The organism is Paenirhodobacter sp. YD-8, from assembly GCF_056590935.1.
This window is the reverse complement of the sequence record NZ_CM152649.1, coordinates 3,011,921-3,029,097: the sequence shown is the minus strand read 5'-3', so window position 1 is coordinate 3,029,097 and position 17,177 is coordinate 3,011,921. Positions and strand designations below refer to the sequence as shown.

The window sequence follows — 17,177 nt, the reverse complement described above, 5'->3', positions numbered from 1 at the left end:
AGAGCTCCCGCCAGTGGTCTTGCGGCGCGCCTCCCGTGATCCGGGGATGCCGCGGCGGGGGGCTCGCGGCTAGGCTCTCGCGACGGCAGTCTTTCGGGGAAAGTCCTTCATGCGCGCAACGGCGTTTTTCAGGTTCGGGGTTTCGGTCGCGGCGCTGTGCGCCGGCACGGCGGGGCTTGCCCAGCAGGCGGGGGTGGTCTCCGACGGTGCGATCGCGGGGCGGCCGGCGGGGATCATCGGCACCGCCTTCATGGATCTGTCGCCCGACGGGCAGGGGGTGGCGGCGACGGTGCGTCTCGACACCTACACCTGGCGCGCCTATCGCATCACCGCGGCGGGGTTCGAGGCGCTGCCGGGCCGGCCGGGGGACGCCGCGGTCGAGGCGTGGGGCATCGCTGATGACGGCACCGTGGTCGGCGTTTCGCGCCCCGACTATGCCGCGCGCGGTGTCGCGGTGATCTGGCACGGCACGACGCTGACCGAACTTGGCCACCTCGCCACCAACACCGCGCTGCAAAACAGCATTGCCTATGGCATCTCGGGCGACGGCCGGGTGGCGGTCGGGGCGAGCATTCCCGACAGCTACGGGCTCCATGCCGTACGCTGGGTCGATGGCGGTCCGGCCGAGGACCTGAACGGCGGCGGCTTCGTGGGGTCGCAGGCCATGCGCGCCAGCCGCGACGGCAGCGTGATCGTCGGGCACGGCTCGACCGCGACGCGCGCGACCGAGGCCTTCGTCTGGCACGCGGGGCAGGGGATGCAGGCGCTTGGCGTGCTGCCCCGCCACGAGGGCATGCAGTACAGCGCCAGTCTTGCCACCGATGTCTCCTCGGACGGGCGCGTGGTGGTGGGCTATTCGAACGACGTCAGCGGCAATGGCGAGGCCTTCCGCTGGACCGAGGCGGGCGGGTTGCAGGGGCTTGGCCGGCTGCCCGACGGCAACGACAGCCGGGCACTGGCGACGAATGGCGACGGCAGCGTGATCGTCGGCTCGGCCCGGCGCCCGTCGCAATGGGTGCCGACGCTGCAGGACACCGTCGCCATGCGCTGGACCGAGGCCGATGGCATGGGCACCGTTGCCGACTGGCTCAGCGCCAGCGGCGTCGCGGTGGGCGAGGACAGCTTCACCGATGCGAGGGCGATCAGCGACGCGGGCGACGTGGTGATCGGCACCGGTCAGATCAACGGCATCACGCAGGAATACATCGCGCGCGTCACCCCGGGCGACGGTGGCGGTGACGGTGGTGGTGGCGGAGGCGGCGGAGGCGACGGCGGAGGTGGTGACGGCGGAGGCGACGGCGGTGGCGGAGATGGTGGTGACGGCGGCGGGGATACCGGGGGCGGCGGAGATGGTGGCGGTGGTGGCGGCACCGGCGTGATCGGCCTCGACGAGTACCGCGCCACGCTGGCGGGGGCCGGCGCCGCGATCGACGGGGTGATCGGCGCCGCGGGGATGACGCTGTTCGGCGCCCATCACCGGCCGCTGACCGACTTTCCGCAAGCCTCGAAAACCTGCAGCTGGGTCACCGGCGACCTTGGTGCGGGCAAGGACAACCGCCGGATCTACAGTGCCGAGGCCGGGCTCTGTGCCGATCTCGGCCCGTCGGTGCGGGCGGGGATCGGGGCGGGTGTCGACCGCACCGAGACCGACCTTGCGCTTGGCGGCACCAGCGCGGCGACGGGCCGGCATCTGGTGGCCGAGCTCGATTTTCGCCCGGCCGGCACGCCCTTCACCTACAGCCTGACGGGCTATCGCGCCGACTGGGATCTCGACCTCGACCGCGCCTATCGCAACGGCGGCGGCATCGACCATTCGCGCGGCAAGACCCGCGCCGACGTGCGGGCGCTGCGGCTGCGCGCCGACTGGGCCGAGATGCTGCGCTTCGGCGAGGGGCAGAGCTTCTCGCCCTGGATCGCCTTCACCACCGGCACCGCGCATGTCCACGGCTATACCGAGACCGGCGGCGCCTTCCCGATGCAGGTGGCGGCGCGCGACAGCGACGTCGACGAGGCGCGGCTTGGCGGCCGCTTCGGTTTCCGGGTGAACGAGACCACGCGCGCCCAGCTGACCGGCGAATGGGTGCACCGCTTCAATGGCGCGCCACCGGCGATGACCGGCACGATCCTCGGTGTCGGCGCGGTGTCGGCGGCGGTGCCGGCGCCGGCGCGGGACTGGGGCCGGATCGGCGTCGACCTCGATGTGACCCTTGCGCCGTCGACGCTGCTGTCGCTGTCGGGCAGCACGATGATCGGCAACGGCAGCGATGCACAGCTTGCCGGCAGCGTCAGCCTGCGGGTGGAGTTCTGAGTTCACGAACGTCCGGCGCTGCCCGCCCCGCAGCGCCGGCGCAAGGGCCGCGTCCCGTCTCGGCAGGGGCGGGGGGCGGCCCGGAAATCGAAAGGACGGCCCCGCGGGGCCGTCCTTGTCGTTTTGTGCCGATGGGCTGGCGGCGGTTCAGGCCGTCTTCCGGCCGAAGCCGAGCAGCTGATAGAGGAGCAGCGCCGCCAGCGTCGAGGTGCCGATGCCGCCAAGGGCGAACTCGCCGATCCGCAGGGTGAAGTCACCGCCACCGAAGATCAGCGCGACGCCCGCGGTGAACAGGTTGCGCGGGTCCGAGAAGTCGACCTTTGCCTCGATCCAGATCCGCGCCATCGCCGAGGCGATCAGCCCGAAGACCGAGACCGAGAGACCGGCCAGAACCGGCGCCGGGATCGTCTGCAGGAGCGCGCCGAATTTCGGCGACAGGCCGAGCAGGATCGCGACCAGCGCCGCGACCACGAAGACGAGGGTCGAATAGACCTTGGTCATCGCCATCACGCCGATGTTCTCGGCATAGGTGGTGACGCCGGTACCGCCGCCCGAGCCCGCGACCATCGTCGCCAGTCCGTCGGCGACGAAGCCGCGGCCGATGAAGCGGTCCATGTTCTGCCCGGTGATCGCGCCAAGCGCCTTGATATGGCCGAGGTTCTCGGCCACCAGCACGATTGCCACCGGGGCGATCAGGGTCACCGCCGACCAGTGGAACTCGGGCGACACGAATTTCGGCAGGCCGAACCAGGCGGCCTCGCCGACCTTGGCGAAGTCGATCCCCGGCACGAAGCCAAGTCCGTTGCCCAGCACCAGCACCAGCGCATAGCCGAAGGCGAGCGCCAGGAGCACCGAGACCCGGCGGGTGGCGCGCGGGCCATAGCTCGAGATCAGCGCCATGCACAGCACGGTGAGCAGGGCGACCGTCAGGTGCCCGGCAGTCGGCGTGCCGAAGGCGTTGAGCTGGTTCACCGCGACCGGCGCGAGGTTGAGCCCGATCGCCATGCCGATGGTGCCGGTGACGACCGGCGGCATCAGCTTCTCGACCCAGCCCGCGCCCACGGCCATCACGATGAGCCCGATCAGCGCATAGATCGCGCCGCAGGCGACGATGCCGCCAAGCGCGGTGGCGATCGTCGCGCCGGGCTGGGCGGTCACCGCCAGCACCACCGCGATGAAGGCGAAGGACGAGCCGAGATAGCTCGGCACCCGGCCGGCGGTCAGGATGAAGAACAGAAGCGTGCCGATGCCGGAGAAGAACACCGCCACATTCGGGTCGAAGCCCATCAGGATCGGCGCGACGATGGTCGAGCCGGACATCGCCAGCAGGTGCTGGACGCCCATGGTGAGCGAGGCGGCAGCCGGCAGCCGTTCGTCCGGCATCACCACATTGCCCGTCGCGGGGCGCCATGTCGGGAAATAGGACATTGATTCCTCGGGGTCTGTGTTGCGTTGCCCCGCCATACTGCCGCGGCGGGCGCTTGCGCCAGCCCCGATGGCGGTTCCGCCCCGTCACCGGCTGCGACGAATGGGCCGGGCCGGGGATCGGCGTTGCGCCGGCGGGGTGCGCCGGCCTATCTTGCGGGCGAAGTCAGGCAGGGGCGGGCGATGCGGGAACGGCACAGGCGAAACGGGCGGCAGGCGGGATGCGGGGGCGCGGCATGAGCGCCGCGGGCCTGATGCGCGTGCCCGAAGGCGCCTTCCGCTTCGTCGCGCTCGATGTCGAGACCGCCTGCTCGGACGCCGCCAGCATCTGCCAGATCGGCATCGCCTGCGTGCGGGCGGATGGCGGCATCGAAAGCTGGGTCACGCTCGTGGATCCGCAGGTGCGCTTTTCGTCCTTCAACGTGCAGCTGCATGGCATCGGTCCCGAGCAGGTGCTGGGCGCGCCCGATTTCGCCCGTGCGATCGCGCCGCTCGAACCCTTGCTGTCGCGCCACCTCATCATCCAGCACAGCAGCTTCGACCGCCGCGCGATCGAGGGCGCCTATGGTGCGGCCGGGCGGGTGGCGCCCGGCTGGCGCTGGGGCGACAGCGTGCGGATCGCGCGCCGCGCCTGGCCCGAGTTCATCGGCAATGGCGGGCACGGGCTTGGCCATCTGAAGGCGCAGCTCGATTTGCGCTTCGAGCATCACGACGCGGGCGAAGATGCGCGCGCCGCGGCCGAGGTGGTGCTGCAGGCCGAGCGCCGCACCGGGCTGGATTTCGAGGCGCTTCTGGGCCCCGCCCGCGCGCCTGTTGCGCGGCGCGTGCAACGCGGCTAGTCAGGACCTGTTCGGTGCCCGGGCGCGTTGCGTCGGGGATAATCGGGAACACGGTGCAGATCCGTGACGTGCCCAACGCTGTAAGGTGGACCGGGCGGCATGGCCACTGGCTTCGGCCGGGAAGGCGCCGCATCGGGGCGAAGCCAAGTCAGAAGACCGGCCGGACGCCACAGACCCCGACGCGCGGACGGCGGCGGGGCCGCAGGTCTGTCAGGCAGGGGATTTGTCATGCAGCCAATCGGACTGAAGCCGGCCGGAGCCTTCTCCGCGCCCGAACGCGAGGCCGTCTATCGGGCCATCCATGAAAGGCGCGACGTGCGCGGGCAGTTCCTGCCCGATCCGATCGACGATGCGGTGCTGGCGCGGCTTCTGGCCGCCGCCCATGCCGCGCCCTCGGTCGGGCTGTCGCAGCCGTGGAACTTCCTCGTGATCCGCGATGCGGGCGTGCGCGGCGAGATCCGCACCGCCTTCGAGCGTGCGAATGACGAGGCCCGCGAGATGTTCGAGGGCGGCCGCCGCGCGCTGTATTCGGCGCTGAAGCTGCAGGGGATCAGCGAGGCGCCGCTCAACCTGTGCATCACCTGCGACCGGCGCCGTGGCGGGCCGGTGGTGCTGGGCCGCACCCATGACACCGACACCGACCTCTATTCGACCGTCTGCGCGGTGCAGAACCTGTGGCTTGCGGCGCGCGCCGAGGGCATCGGCGTCGGCTGGGTCAGCATCTTCCGCGATGCCGATCTGCGCCGCATCCTCGGTCTGCCCGAGCATGTGGTGCCGGTGGCCTATCTCTGCCTCGGCCATGTGACGGAGCTGTTCGACGCGCCCGAGCTCGAGGCGCGGGGCTGGGCGACGCGCCACGCGCTTGCCCAGATGACCTGCACCGACCGATGGGGCGGGCCGGCGTGGGAGCCTGCCGCCGGGGGAGCCGCGGCGCCTGACCGTTCGGGTGCTTGACAGCGGGCGGGCCGGATGCGAGGTCTTTGGCCATAGCGACAGGGGCGCTCGGGCAACCGGGCTGAGAAGAACCCTTAGAACCTGAACCGGATAATGCCGGCGGAGGGAGGCGCGCGGAAGACCCGGAGCGCATCTGCCCTCCGCTGTCTCTCCCGATCCCTCCCGGCCCCGGCGCATGTGGAGGAGATCACGATGGAAGACCCGGGCAAATTCCTTGCGGTGATGCGGCAGACCGCGCCCCTGGTGCACAACATCACCAATTACGTCGCGATGAACGTGATGGCGAATGTGCTGCTGGCGGCGGGGGCCTCGCCCGCGATGATCCATGCGCGCGAGGAGGCGGCCGAGTTCGCGGGCCTCGCTCAGGCGCTGACCGTCAACATCGGCACGCTCTCGCCGCCCTGGGTGCAGGCGATGGAAGAGGCGGCCGCGGCCGCCGTCGCGGCGGGCCGGCCCTGGGTGCTTGACCCCGTGGCGGTCGGTGCGACCGGCTATCGGCGCGAGGTGGGCGCGCGGCTCGTGTCGCGCGCGCCCACGGTGATCCGCGGCAATGCCTCCGAGATCCTGGCGCTGGCCGGGGCGCAGACGGCAGGGAAGGGGGCGGATGCGACCGATGCCGTGGCCATGGCCCATGCCGCGGCACGCGACCTTGCCCGCCGCAGCGGGGCCGTCGTCGCGGTGACCGGGGCGGTGGATTTCGTCACCGATGGCCGGCAAAGCGCCGAGGTGGCGAATGGCCATGCGATGATGCCGCGGGTGACGGCGCTTGGCTGCGCGCTGACCGGGGTCGTCGGTGCCTTCTGCGTCGGACAGGAGCCCTTCGCGGCCACCGTCGCGGCGCTGGCCTTCTATGGCCTTGCGGGGGAAGAGGCCGGCGCGGTCGCGGCCGGGCCGGGCTCGTTCCAGGTGGCCTTCCTCGACGCGCTTGCCGCCCTCACCCCCGAGGCGCTCACCGCCCGCGCGCGGATCGTGTGCACATGATCCCGCCGCTCTGCTTCATCACCGACGCCCATGCCCCGCACGACGTGATCGCGCAGGCGCTGGCCGCGGCGCGCGGCGGCGCGGGCTGGGTGCAGCTGCGTGACAAGACCCTGCCCGATGCCGATTTCGCCGCGCTTGCGCGCCGGCTGATGGCCGAGCTGGCGCCGCTTGGCGCGCAGCTCGTCATCAACGACCGGGTCGAGGTGGCGCGCGAGACCGGCGCGCCGGGGCTGCATATCGGGCAGGGCGACGGCGACCCCGCCGCGATCCGCCGCCGCATCGGACCGGGCGTGGTGCTGGGCCTGTCGATCGAGGCCGAGGCGCAGCTTGCCGCGGTGCCCGAGGGCGTCGATTACCTCGGCGTCGGGCCGGTGCATGCGACGGGCTCGAAACCCGATGCCGCGCCGCCGATCGGGATCGCGGGCTTTGCCGCGATCGCCGCGCGCAGCCCGCTGCCCTGCCTGGCGATCGGCGGCCTTACCGCGCGCGACGCCGCCGCGATCAAGGCCGCGGGCGGCGCGGGGCTCGCCGTGATCTCGGCCATCTCGCGCGCCGGGGACATGGCCGGTGCCGCCCGCAGCCTTCTGAGCGCATGGAGAGACGCATGATCCCGAATATCCTGTCGATTGCCGGCTCGGACTGTTCCGGCGGGGCCGGCATCCAGGCCGATCTGAAGGCGATCTCGGCCAATGGCGGCTATGCGATGACCGTCATCACCGCGCTGACCGCGCAGAACACCCGTGGCGTCACCGCGGTGAGCCTGTGCCCGCCCGAACTGATCGCGGCGCAGATCGCGGCGATCCGGGACGACATTACCATCGACGCGGTCAAGATCGGCATGCTGGGCGATGCCACGGTGATCGCCACCGTGGCCGAGGGCATCGCGGGGCTTGGTTGCCCGGTGGTCCTTGATCCGGTGATGGTGGCGAAAAGCGGCGACCGGCTGTTGCAGGCCGAGGCGGTGGCGGCGCTGCGCGCCCTGATCCCGCGCGTCAGCCTCATCACCCCGAACCTGCCCGAGGCGGCGGATCTTCTGGGCCTGCCCGAAGCCACGTCCCCCGACGAGATGCGGGCACAGGCGCAGGCGCTGCGCGCGCTTGGCCCGGCGGCGGTGCTGCTCAAGGGCGGCCATCTCATCGGCGCCACCAGCCCCGATCTGCTGCTCGACGCCACCGGCGAGACCTGGGTCGAGGCGCCGCGGATCGCCACCCGCAACACCCATGGCACCGGCTGCACGCTGTCCTCGGCGCTGGCCACGCGGTTGGGCGCGGGGGTGCCGCTTGAGCGCGCGGTGCGCGAGGCCAAGGCCTATCTCAGCGCCGCGCTCGCCAGTGCCGACCGGCTGTCGGTCGGCGCAGGGCATGGGCCGGTCAACCATTTTTACGCCCTTCAGGAGAGTGCAGAATGAGCTTTACCCAAGACCTTGCCGCGCAGACGCAGGGGCTGCGCCGGCAGATCCACGAGATGCCCTTCAACCGCGAGCTGGCGGCGGGCACGCTGCCGGCCGAGGTGTTCCGCGGCTATATCATCCAGGACGCGCATTACCTCGAGGGCTTTGCCCGCGCGCTGGCGCTGGCCGCGGCGAAGGCGCCCGACGGGCAGGCGGTGGCGCAGCTCGCGGGCTCGGCCACCGGCGCGGTCGCGGTCGAGCGCGGGCTGCACGCGCATTACATGGGGCTCTTCGGCGTCTCGGCCGAGGCCTTCGCGGCCAGCGAGGTCTCGGCGGCCTGCGACCATTACGTCTCGTTCCTGCTGCGCAGCGCGGCGCTTGGGGATTTCGCCGAGGCGGTGGCGGCGCTGCTGCCCTGCTTCTGGATCTATCGCGACATCGGCCGCGAGATCGCCGGCCAGTCGGGGCCGGAAAACCCCTATGCCGCCTGGATCGCCACCTATGCCGGCGAGGCCTTCGACGACAGCGTGGCGCGGATGCTGGCCCTGGTCGACCGGATCGGGGCGGCGGCGGATGCGGCGACACAGGCGCGGATGCACCGCGCCTTTCTCCGCGCCTGCTGGCACGAATGGCGGTTCTGGGACAGCGCCTATCACCGCGAGCTCTGGCCCGAGGTCGGGCGGGTGGCCTGAGGAAACGGGGGCAGGAAACGGGCGGCGGCGCTCAGCGCTGCCGCGTGCCGCCGACCCAGACCCCGGCGATGGCGCGGTCATCGCCCATCATGATCGTCGGGAACAGCTCTTCCCAGAAGCTCTCGGCCCGCACCGCACGTTGCGCGATGAGCGGCGTCGAGGCGAGGTCGACGGCGATCAGGTCGGCCTCCATCCCCGGCGCGATATTGCCCACAAGCCCGTCGATCTTCAGCGCCCGGGCCGAGCCCTGCGTGGCGAGCCACCACAGCTGTGCCGGATGCAGCGGATGGTGCCGCAGCTGCGCCACCTCATAGGCCGCGGCCATGGTGCGCAGCATCGAGAAGCTCGAGCCGCCGCCGGTGTCGGTGGCAAGCCCCACCCGCAGCCCCGCGGCGGTCATCCCCGCCATGTCGAAAAGCCCCGAGCCGATGAAGGTGTTCGAGGTCGGGCAATGGGCGAGCGCCGCGCCCACCTCCTTCAGCCGCACGATCTCGCGCGGCTCGAGATGGATGGCGTGGCCATAGACCCCGTTCTCGCCCAGCAGCCCGAAGGCCTCGTAGGTGTCGAGGTAATCGCGCGCCTCGGGGAAGAGGCCCTTCACCCAGGCGATCTCGTCGACCTGTTCGCTCAGATGGGTCTGCATCAGGCAGTCCGGATGCTCGGCCCAGAGCGCGCCAAGCGCGCGCAGCTGCTCGGGCGTCGAGGTCGGCGAGAAGCGCGGGGTGATGACATAGCCGAGCCGGTCGCGCCCGTGCCAGCGCGAAAGCAGCGCCGCACTTTCGTCATAGGCCGTCTGCGCGGTGTCACGCAGCCCATCGGGGGCGTTCCTGTCCATGCAGGTGCGCCCGCCGAGCACACGCATGCCGCGCGCACGGGCCTCCTCGAAATAGGCGTCGACGCTCGCCGGATGGATCGTGCAATAGCTGCACATCGAGGTGGTGCCATGGCTCAGCGCCAGATCGAAATAGAGCGACGCGACGTCGGCCGCGTGGCGCGGATCGGCAAAGCCGGTCTCGGTCGGGAAGGTGTAGCTGTTGAGCCAGTCGATCAGCCGCTTGCCCCAGCTCGCGATCATCTGCGTCTGCGGGTAATGCACATGGGCGTCGATGAACCCCGCCGAGATCAGCTGCCGGCCGAGGTCGGTGGCCTTCGCCGCCGGGTAAGCGGCGCGCAGCGCCTCGGCCTCGCCCACGGCGGCGACCTTGCCGTTCTCGACCGCCACCGCACCGCGGGCGAGATGGCGCGCCGCGGCGGGCCCCTCGGCCATCGGGTCGCCCTCGAAGCGGATCACCTGTCCGATCAGCAGTTCCATCGCCGGCTCCTTTGTTTGCGCTTCACCCTAGGCGTGCCGCAGTGCGGCGGCAAGCGGCAGCCCCCCGCCGCACTGCGCAGGCGCAGTCATCAGGCGCAGTCATTCGGCGAGGTCGTCTCGCGCATCCTTCTTGCCGATCAGGAAAATCCGTGCCCGGGGCCAGTCGTGCAGGGGAAGCATGAAAACCTCGGCCTCCCGCTTCATCATCGCGTGCAGCTCGGCCCGGCCGGTCTTTTCCTTCCGTTGCTCCGAACTGGGCTTCCAGGTGATCCGGGGCGACAGGTGCCCGCCCCGGCGCCAGGCGATCCAGCCATCTGAATCGATCTGCTGGCTGCCGAAATGCGCGGCGCAGGCCGGATCCCCATCGATCTGCTGCGCATGGGCGCGCAGCCGGGCGGCAAGATCCAGCCATTCCGCAAAGTTGCCCTCGGACCAGATCGGAAATATGCGCGCATTCTCGAGTGCGGCCTGTTTACGATACCCGGGCGCGGTGCCGGCTGCGACCGCCACCGGGTAGCGCGCACCTGTCGTGACCATCTGGCCAAGCGCTTCGAAGTGTTCCGCATCGCCGGCGTTCGGGGAGAACTCGATCTCCGTTGCGATGTCTTCGTAATGGTGGCCGATGGTCCGGAGGCATTTGTCGAGCGAGGCTTCCGAACATCCGGCAAACGCTTTCACCACCCCCGCCTTGAGATACATCTCGATGGCATAGGCCAGAAGCAGCACCGAGGCGCGCGGCATCCCGGTGATCGCGCTCCAGTCGCGGGCGATCACCGGCCCGGTCTTGCCGCCGGACGCGCTCAGGGCCGTGTCGAACGCCGCCTTTCGCGCGCGCCAGAGCTCGCGCATCGCCTCGGCGCTTGTGCGCAGCCCGTCGCCTTCCGTGATCCAGGCACCTGCATCGAAGGTGCCGAAACCGCGTGTGCCGACATGACCGTTTCGCATCTGCGCCTCCTTTTCTTCAATCCTCTCCCGCCAGCGCCCGGGATGCAAATCCGATGGCGGCCCTTGCCCGTGGGCGCGGGTCTTTTTCGCCATGGCCCCCTCGCGCCTGCCGCGGCCCCGGGCTAAGGTGCGGCCAGATCGGAACGGGGGTTTCATGGCGGAAGAACGGGCAGAGGACATCGAGCGCGAGGAAGAGGATTACGGCCTCGACGGGGAGCTCGTCGACCGCATCCTTGCCGCGGCCGATGCGGGCGACGCGGAGCGTCTGACCGAGCTGCTCGAACCGCTGCACGCCGCCGACATCGCCGACCTTCTGGAACAGGTCGGCGGCAACGAGCGGCGCGAGATCGTCCGGCTCTGGGGCCGCGAGATCGACGGCGAGGTGCTGACCGAGCTGGACGAGTCGATCCGCGAGGAGGTCATCGCGGCGCTGCCGCGCGAGGTCCTGGCCGAGGCGGTGCGCGAACTCGATTCGGACGATGTCGTCGACCTGATCGAGGATCTCGAGGAGCCGCAGCAGGAAGCGATCCTGAAGGTGCTCGACGAGCCCGACCGCGCCGCGGTCGAGCAGTCGCTGACCTATCCCGAATATTCGGCCGGCCGTCTGATGCAGCGCGAGGTGGTCACCGCCCCCGAGCACTGGACGGTGGGCGAGACCATCGACTTCCTGCGCCGTGACGACGAACTGCCCGACCAGTTCTACCACGTCATCCTGGTCGATCCGGGCCATCACCCGACCGGCTATGTCACGCTTGGCAAGCTGCTGGCCTCGAAGCGGGACATGGGGTTGCGCGAGATCACCGAGGACAGTTTCCGCACGATCTCGGCCTGGCAGGAGGAGGGCGACGTCGCCTATGCCTTCAACCAGTATCACCTGATCTCGGCCCCGGTCGTCGACGATCACGACCGGCTTGTCGGTGTGATCACCATCGACGACGCGATGTCGGTTCTGGATGAGGAGCACGAGGAAGACATCCTGCGCCTCGCCGGTGTCGGCGACGAGAGCTCGATTTCCGACACCGTGGTCGAGACCGCGCGCCAGCGCCTGCCCTGGCTGGCGATCAACCTGTGCACGGCGCTGCTCGCGGCCTCGATCATCAACCTCTTCCAGGCCTCGATCGGGCATCTGGTGGCGCTGGCGGTGCTGATGCCGATCGTCGCCTCGATGGGCGGCAACGCCGGCACGCAGACGCTGACCGTCGCGGTGCGCGCGCTGGCCACCAAGAACCTGACCGACAGCAACATCTGGCGCGTGATCCGCCGCGAGGTGCTGGTCGGGCTGATCAACGGCGGCACCTTCGCGCTGTGCCTCGGCATCGTCGCCTGGATCTGGTTCGGCACGCCGGCGCTCGGGCTGGTGATCGGCGCGGCGATGATCATCAACCTGTTCATCGCGGCGCTTGCGGGCATCGTGGTGCCGATCGCGCTTGAACGGCTTGGCGCCGATCCGGCGCTCGCCTCGGGCACCTTCGTGACCACGATGACCGATGTCTTCGGCTTCTTCTCCTTCCTCGGCCTGGCCACGGCGGTGCTGCTGTGACGCTGGCCGAGCTCAAGGCCTTTGCCCGCAAGGCCGCGTTTGCCGCGCGGCGCGAGGCCTTCGTGCGGGGGCAGGGCACGGCCTGCGCACGGCTCTCCGAGGCGCTCGAACCCTTCGCGGGCGCGCCGCTGGCGGGCTACATGCCGATCCGCACCGAGATCGACCCGCGCCCGGCGATGGCCGCCCATTTCGGCCCGGTCGCGGTGCCGGTGATCGAGGGCACCGGACTGCCCCTGCGCTTTCACCGCTGGACCCCCGGCTGCGCGATGGTCGAGGGGGCCTTCGGCGCCCATGTGCCCGCCGTGGCCGAGGAGGTCACCCCCCGCGTGCTGATCGTGCCGCTTCTGGCCTTCGACCGGCGCGGCTTCCGGCTCGGCTATGGCGGCGGCTTCTACGACCGCACGCTCGAAGGGCTGCGCGCCGCGGGGCCGGTCACCGCGATCGGCTTCGCCTTTGCCGCGCAGGAGGTCGAGGAGGTGCCGACCGAGCCCACCGATGCGGCCCTCGATCTGATCGTCACCGACGCCGAGACGATCGTGCCCGATCCGGCCTGATCCGCGGCTCCTGCGGCAAGCCTTGCGGGCTAAGCGCGCGGACCGCCGCCCGGGGGCTGTCTGCCCCCGGACCCCCGAAGGTATTTCGGGCAAGATGAAGCGCGGATCGGGAAAGGAATTGCCCTTTTCGGCGCTTCCGCCTATGGCTTCGGCATGAAGATCCTGTTTCTTGGCGATGTGATGGGGCGCGCGGGACGCGCCGCGGTGGCGGAGCGGCTTCCGAAGCTGCGCGCCGAATGGGGGCTCGATTTCGTCGTGGTGAACGGCGAGAACGCCTCCTCGGGCATGGGGCTGACGGGGGAGCACGCCAAGCTGCTGCTCGCCGCCGGCGCCGATGTGGTGACGCTCGGCGATCATGCCTTCGACCAGAAGGACATGCTGCGCTTCATCGAGACCGAGCCGCGGGTGATCCGGCCGCTCAATTACGCCAAGGACGCGCCGGGCAAGGGCGCGCGCCTGTTCGAGGACCGGCGCGGGCGCAAGGTGCTGGTCACCCAGGTGCTCGGCCAGGTGTTCATGAAGCGCCCCTTCGACGATCCGTTCTCGGCGATCGAGGCGACGCTGCGCACCCATCCGCTGGGCGGGCTGGCGCAGGCGATCCTCGTCGACGTGCATTGCGAGGCGACATCCGAGAAGATGGCGATGGGGCATTGGTGCGACGGTCGCGCCTCGGTCGTCGTCGGCACCCATACCCATGTGCCGACGGCCGATGCGATGATCCTGACCGGCGGCACCGCCTATCTGACCGATGCCGGCATGTGCGGCGATTATGACAGCGTGATCGGCATGGAAAAGGCCGAACCGATGCGCCGCTTCATCACCGGCATGGCGCGCGACCGTTTCACCCCGGCTGGCGGAGAGGCGACGCTGAGCGGGCTTTATGTCGAGACCGACGACCGCTCGGGCAAGGCCACGCGCGTGCTGCCGGTGCGGGTGGGCGGACGGCTGCCGCCTTCGACGCCGGTTTGAGCAGAAATCGCCGGCAATCGAGGCACTGCCTCCACGACGCGGAGAATTCCCGTGCGCCCCGATTTGTGCGCTTGCAGGGCGCAGGGGCACTTGTAGTATCGCCGCCATAACAGGGGGCAGCCAAGAGGCATTCAGTGATCGATCTCGGGCTCAGTCAGGCCGCCCAGGCCTATCTCACACTTGCCATCGTCGCCGGGATGTTCGTGCTTTTCATGCGCGAGATCTTCGCCACCGAGGTGATCGCGATCGGCGGGGCGGCGCTTGTGCTTCTGCTTGGCCTCGTGCCCTACAAGGAGGCGGTGGCGGTCCTGTCGAACACCGCCCCCTGGACCATCATCATGATGTTCCTGCTGATGGGCGGGCTGGTGCGCACCGGCGCGCTCGACTGGCTCACCCGCCAGGCCGAACGCCACATCGACGACCGCCCGGTGCTGGCGGTGATCGGCATCTTCATCGCCATCGCCGCCGCCTCGGCCTTTCTCAACAACACCCCGGTCGTGGTGATGATGATGCCGGTGATGATGATGCTGGCGCGCAAGCTCGGCGTCTCGCCCTCGAAGCTGCTGATTCCGCTGTCCTATGCGGCGATCCTCGGCGGCACCGTGACGCTGATCGGCACCTCGACCAACCTGATCGTCGACGGCGTCGCCCGCAACAAGGGGATGGAACCGTTCTCGATGTTCGAGATCACCGGCGCGGGCCTGATCCAGGTGGTGATCGGCGGGCTCTACATGGTGCTGATCGGGCGCCACATCCTGCCCGACCGCACCTCGATGGGGGCGCTGCTGCGCGATCGCCGCAAGCTCAAGTTCTTCACCGAGGTGGCGCTGCCCGAAGGCTCGTCGCTGATCGGCCAGCCGGTGCTCGAGGTCGAGCTGTTCAAGCGCGAGGGGATGCGGGTCATCGATGTGCTGCGCGGCGATGCCTCGCTGCGCCGCGATCTGCCCAATGCCGTGCTGGCGGCGGGCGACCGGGTGGTGTTGCGCACCGAGATGGCCGAGCTGATGGGGCTGCAGCAGAACGCCGACCTGCGCATGGTCGACAAGCTGAGCTCGGTGCAGACCGAGACCGTCGAGGTGCTGATCTCGCCCGGCTGCCGGATGATCGGCCGCTCGCTGGGCGAGCTGCGCCTGCGCCGCCGCTATGGCGTCTATGTTCTGGCCGCGCATCGCCGAAACCAGAACATCGGCCGCCAGCTCGACGATCTCGTCGTGGTGGTGGGCGATACGCTGCTGCTCGAGGGCGCGCCCGAGGATATCGCGCGGCTCGCCGCCGAGATGGATCTCGTCGATGTCTCGAAACCCACGGTGCGGGCGTTCCGGCGCAACCGCGCCTGGATCGCGGTCGGCGCGATGGTCGCGGTGGTGGCGCTGTCGGCCTTCGACGTGGCGCCGATCCTGCTGCTGTCGACGCTTGCGGTGGCGGTGATCCTGCTCACCCGCGCCGTAGATGCCGACGAGGCGCTGTCCTACATCGAGGGCTCGACCCTTGCGCTGCTGTTCGGCATGCTTGTCGTCGGCGCCGCGCTCGAGCATTCGGGGGCGGTCGAGGTCATCGTGGGCTTCGTCTCGCCCTGGCTGCAGGACCTGCCGCCGTTCCTGACCCTGCTGGCGATCTATGCGCTCGGATCCTTCCTGACCGAGATCGTGTCGAACAACGCCGTTGCGGTGATCCTGACCCCGATCGCGATCCAGCTGGGCCACACGCTCGGGCTCGACCCGCGCGCGCTTGTCGTCGCGGTGATGTTCTCGGCCTCGGCCTCCTTCGCGACGCCGATCGGCTATCAGACGAACACCCTCGTCTATGGCCCGGGTGGCTACCGCTTCTCCGACTATCTGAAGGTCGGGGCGCCCTTGAACCTGATCCTGGCGGTGACCGCCACCTTCATCATTCCCTTCTTCTGGCCGCTTCAGGGGTAACACCATGCGTCGCCCGCTTTTCGCCCTTCTTCCCGCCGCGCTGCTTGCCGGCTGTGCCGCCGGCTCGATGCCGCCCGCCAACCCGTCGCGGGTGACGCTGCTGTCCGATACGCTCGCCGTGCACTTCTTCGACGGTTCGGTGTGCCGCGCCGACATCCGCACCGCGCCCTCGGGCCGCTTTGCCGATTGCCCGCAGGCGATGGATTACGCCGTCGTGGTGCATCATCCCTCGATCGCGGCGAACACCGCGCTTGCCCCGCTGTTCGAGCCCTATGCGACGATCACCCTCGATCGTCCGGCCGACGGGCGGCACTGGGTCTGGCAGACGCCGCAGCCCGGCGAGAGCTCGGACAACCGCTCGCACACGAGCACGATCCACTATTTCTGAGCCCTGCCGGCGCGCGCGGAGGGGGCGGGTGCTTGCAGCCCGCCCCCTCGCTGGCTTATAGAGGCCGGGATTTCACGGAATTTCCACGGAGACGGTCATGGCAGGCCATTCGAAATGGGCGAACATCCAGCACCGCAAGGGCAAGCAGGATGCGATCCGCTCGAAGATGTTCTCGAAACTGGCGAAGGAAATCACCGTCGCCGCGAAGATGGGCGACCCGGACCCGGACAAGAACCCGCGCCTGCGTCTGGCGGTGAAGGCGGCCAAGGCCGTCTCGATGCCGAAGGACGTGATCGACCGCGCGATCAAGAAGTCGCAGATGGGCGATGCGGCCGACTATACCGAGATCCGCTATGAGGGCTATGGCCCGAATGGCATCGCGATCATCGTCGAATGCATGACCGACAACCTGAACCGCACCGCCTCGAACGTGCGCAGCTACTTCACCAAGGCGGGTGGCAACCTTGGCCAGACCGGTTCGGTCAGCCACGGCTTCGACCGCCTGGGCGAGATCAGCTATCCGGTTTCGGCGGGCGATGCCGACACGGTGATGATGGCCGCGCTCGACGCGGGCGCCGATGACGTTGAAAGCGACGAGGACGGCCATTACATCTACTGCGCCGTCGAAGCCCTGTCGGACGTGTCCGAGGCGCTGGAGAAGACCCTTGGCGAATCGACCGAGTCGAAGCTGATCTGGAAGCCGCAGGTGACCACCGAGGTCGACCTCGAGACCGCGCAGAAGCTGATGAAGCTGATTGACACGCTCGAGGAAGACGACGACGTGCAGACGGTGACGCACAATTTCGACGTCCCCGAGGACGTGGCGGCGCAGCTCTGAGCGCGCGGCAAATGACGAACGACCGGCCCGGCGGAAACGTCGGGCCGTGAGTATTTCTGCCGGGAAAAACCCTGTTGCTTTTTCCTGGCACAAAGACTCGAATTTCAGGATCAGCGCCGGGAG

General features: G+C 69.7%; 16 protein-coding genes and 2 riboswitches. Of the genes, 13 read left to right on the top strand and 3 right to left on the bottom strand.

Annotated elements, in window-relative coordinates; translation table 11 throughout:
• Positions 1-109: 109 nt before the first annotated feature.
• On the top strand, positions 110-2,308 hold the full coding sequence (locus AC0QTQ_RS14680; RefSeq protein WP_480257186.1) for an autotransporter domain-containing protein: 2,199 nt from the start codon (positions 110-112) through the stop codon (positions 2,306-2,308).
• Between the two features lie 147 nt (positions 2,309-2,455).
• Here AC0QTQ_RS14680 and AC0QTQ_RS14675 read toward each other — a convergent pair whose 3' ends face one another.
• Entirely contained in the window at positions 2,456-3,736 is a 1,281-nt protein-coding gene (locus tag AC0QTQ_RS14675; RefSeq protein WP_480257185.1) for a solute carrier family 23 protein, read from the bottom strand.
• Positions 3,737-3,969: 233 nt separating this feature from the next.
• Between AC0QTQ_RS14675 and AC0QTQ_RS14670 the strand changes: the two genes are divergently transcribed.
• The 6 genes from AC0QTQ_RS14670 to tenA all read left to right on the top strand — a co-directional run bounded on the left by AC0QTQ_RS14670 (position 3,970) and on the right by tenA (position 8,589).
• Positions 3,970-4,572, top strand: a complete 603-nt coding sequence (locus tag AC0QTQ_RS14670) for an exonuclease domain-containing protein (protein WP_480257184.1) — start codon at positions 3,970-3,972, stop codon at positions 4,570-4,572.
• A riboswitch (cobalamin riboswitch) is annotated at positions 4,568-4,751 on the top strand. It overlaps the preceding gene by 5 nt.
• Positions 4,752-4,800: 49 nt before the next feature.
• Positions 4,801-5,526 carry a 5,6-dimethylbenzimidazole synthase gene (gene bluB, locus AC0QTQ_RS14665; RefSeq protein ID WP_480257183.1) on the top strand — a complete coding sequence of 242 codons (726 nt, stop codon included), beginning with the start codon at positions 4,801-4,803 and terminating at the stop codon, positions 5,524-5,526.
• 30 nt (positions 5,527-5,556) lie between these two features.
• Positions 5,557-5,651, top strand: a riboswitch (TPP riboswitch).
• Between the two features lie 67 nt (positions 5,652-5,718).
• Positions 5,719-6,507 (top strand): hydroxyethylthiazole kinase, encoded by a 789-nt coding sequence (thiM, locus tag AC0QTQ_RS14660; protein ID WP_480257182.1) that lies wholly within the window; start codon positions 5,719-5,721, stop codon positions 6,505-6,507.
• Positions 6,504-7,115 (top strand): thiamine phosphate synthase, encoded by a 612-nt coding sequence (gene thiE, locus AC0QTQ_RS14655; RefSeq protein WP_480257181.1) that lies wholly within the window; start codon positions 6,504-6,506, stop codon positions 7,113-7,115. The genes thiM and thiE overlap by 4 nt, the downstream gene beginning before the upstream one ends.
• Entirely contained in the window at positions 7,112-7,915 is an 804-nt protein-coding gene (gene thiD, locus AC0QTQ_RS14650) for a bifunctional hydroxymethylpyrimidine kinase/phosphomethylpyrimidine kinase (RefSeq protein WP_480257179.1), read from the top strand. Before thiE ends, thiD begins: the two co-directional genes overlap by 4 nt.
• Complete coding sequence (gene tenA / locus AC0QTQ_RS14645; protein WP_480257178.1) at positions 7,912-8,589, top strand: thiaminase II; 678 nt, start codon at positions 7,912-7,914, stop codon at positions 8,587-8,589. The genes thiD and tenA overlap by 4 nt, the downstream gene beginning before the upstream one ends.
• Before the next feature lie 31 nt (positions 8,590-8,620).
• On the opposite strand, the gene guaD is transcribed toward tenA, so the two are convergent.
• Together guaD and AC0QTQ_RS14635 are read right to left on the bottom strand one after the other, a co-directional pair.
• Positions 8,621-9,901: a guanine deaminase gene (gene guaD, locus AC0QTQ_RS14640; RefSeq protein WP_480257177.1), complete on the bottom strand. Its 1,281-nt coding sequence runs from the start codon at positions 9,899-9,901 to the stop codon at positions 8,621-8,623.
• Positions 9,902-10,000: 99 nt separating this feature from the next.
• On the bottom strand, positions 10,001-10,939 hold the full coding sequence (locus AC0QTQ_RS14635) for a hypothetical protein (protein WP_480257176.1): 939 nt from the start codon (positions 10,937-10,939) through the stop codon (positions 10,001-10,003).
• A gap of 61 nt (positions 10,940-11,000) precedes the next feature.
• Here AC0QTQ_RS14635 and mgtE point away from each other — a divergent pair, with 61 nt between their 5' ends.
• From mgtE to AC0QTQ_RS14605, 6 genes are all read left to right on the top strand, one after another.
• Positions 11,001-12,386 carry a magnesium transporter gene (mgtE, locus tag AC0QTQ_RS14630; RefSeq protein WP_480257175.1) on the top strand — a complete coding sequence of 462 codons (1,386 nt, stop codon included), beginning with the start codon at positions 11,001-11,003 and terminating at the stop codon, positions 12,384-12,386.
• Positions 12,383-12,940 (top strand): 5-formyltetrahydrofolate cyclo-ligase, encoded by a 558-nt coding sequence (locus AC0QTQ_RS14625; RefSeq protein ID WP_480257174.1) that lies wholly within the window; start codon positions 12,383-12,385, stop codon positions 12,938-12,940. Before mgtE ends, AC0QTQ_RS14625 begins: the two co-directional genes overlap by 4 nt.
• Positions 12,941-13,093: 153 nt before the next feature.
• Complete coding sequence (locus AC0QTQ_RS14620; protein ID WP_121532833.1) at positions 13,094-13,909, top strand: TIGR00282 family metallophosphoesterase; 816 nt, start codon at positions 13,094-13,096, stop codon at positions 13,907-13,909.
• A gap of 134 nt (positions 13,910-14,043) precedes the next feature.
• The gene (locus AC0QTQ_RS14615) at positions 14,044-15,828 is read left to right on the top strand and encodes an SLC13 family permease (RefSeq protein WP_480257173.1); all 1,785 of its coding nucleotides are present in this window, start codon (positions 14,044-14,046) and stop codon (positions 15,826-15,828) included.
• Between the two features lie 4 nt (positions 15,829-15,832).
• Positions 15,833-16,216 carry a lipoprotein gene (locus AC0QTQ_RS14610; protein WP_480257172.1) on the top strand — a complete coding sequence of 128 codons (384 nt, stop codon included), beginning with the start codon at positions 15,833-15,835 and terminating at the stop codon, positions 16,214-16,216.
• Positions 16,217-16,313: 97 nt separating this feature from the next.
• On the top strand, positions 16,314-17,054 hold the full coding sequence (locus AC0QTQ_RS14605; protein WP_121532839.1) for a YebC/PmpR family DNA-binding transcriptional regulator: 741 nt from the start codon (positions 16,314-16,316) through the stop codon (positions 17,052-17,054).
• Positions 17,055-17,177: the final 123 nt, after the last annotated feature.

What these genes read in the sequence shown, in the direction of transcription:
- AC0QTQ_RS14680 (WP_480257186.1), top strand. Translation starts at nt 110, where the DNA reads ATGCGCGCAACGGCGTTTTTCAGGTTCGGGGTTTCGGTCGCGGCGCTG.
- AC0QTQ_RS14675 (WP_480257185.1), bottom strand. Translation starts at nt 3,736, where the DNA reads ATGTCCTATTTCCCGACATGGCGCCCCGCGACGGGCAATGTGGTGATG.
- AC0QTQ_RS14670 (WP_480257184.1), top strand. Translation starts at nt 3,970, where the DNA reads ATGAGCGCCGCGGGCCTGATGCGCGTGCCCGAAGGCGCCTTCCGCTTC.
- bluB (WP_480257183.1), top strand. Translation starts at nt 4,801, where the DNA reads ATGCAGCCAATCGGACTGAAGCCGGCCGGAGCCTTCTCCGCGCCCGAA.
- thiM (WP_480257182.1), top strand. Translation starts at nt 5,719, where the DNA reads ATGGAAGACCCGGGCAAATTCCTTGCGGTGATGCGGCAGACCGCGCCC.
- thiE (WP_480257181.1), top strand. Translation starts at nt 6,504, where the DNA reads ATGATCCCGCCGCTCTGCTTCATCACCGACGCCCATGCCCCGCACGAC.
- thiD (WP_480257179.1), top strand. Translation starts at nt 7,112, where the DNA reads ATGATCCCGAATATCCTGTCGATTGCCGGCTCGGACTGTTCCGGCGGG.
- tenA (WP_480257178.1), top strand. Translation starts at nt 7,912, where the DNA reads ATGAGCTTTACCCAAGACCTTGCCGCGCAGACGCAGGGGCTGCGCCGG.
- guaD (WP_480257177.1), bottom strand. Translation starts at nt 9,901, where the DNA reads ATGGAACTGCTGATCGGACAGGTGATCCGCTTCGAGGGCGACCCGATG.
- AC0QTQ_RS14635 (WP_480257176.1), bottom strand. Translation starts at nt 10,939, where the DNA reads ATGGCGAAAAAGACCCGCGCCCACGGGCAAGGGCCGCCATCGGATTTG.
- mgtE (WP_480257175.1), top strand. Translation starts at nt 11,001, where the DNA reads ATGGCGGAAGAACGGGCAGAGGACATCGAGCGCGAGGAAGAGGATTAC.
- AC0QTQ_RS14620 (WP_121532833.1), top strand. Translation starts at nt 13,094, where the DNA reads ATGAAGATCCTGTTTCTTGGCGATGTGATGGGGCGCGCGGGACGCGCC.
- AC0QTQ_RS14610 (WP_480257172.1), top strand. Translation starts at nt 15,833, where the DNA reads ATGCGTCGCCCGCTTTTCGCCCTTCTTCCCGCCGCGCTGCTTGCCGGC.
- AC0QTQ_RS14605 (WP_121532839.1), top strand. Translation starts at nt 16,314, where the DNA reads ATGGCAGGCCATTCGAAATGGGCGAACATCCAGCACCGCAAGGGCAAG.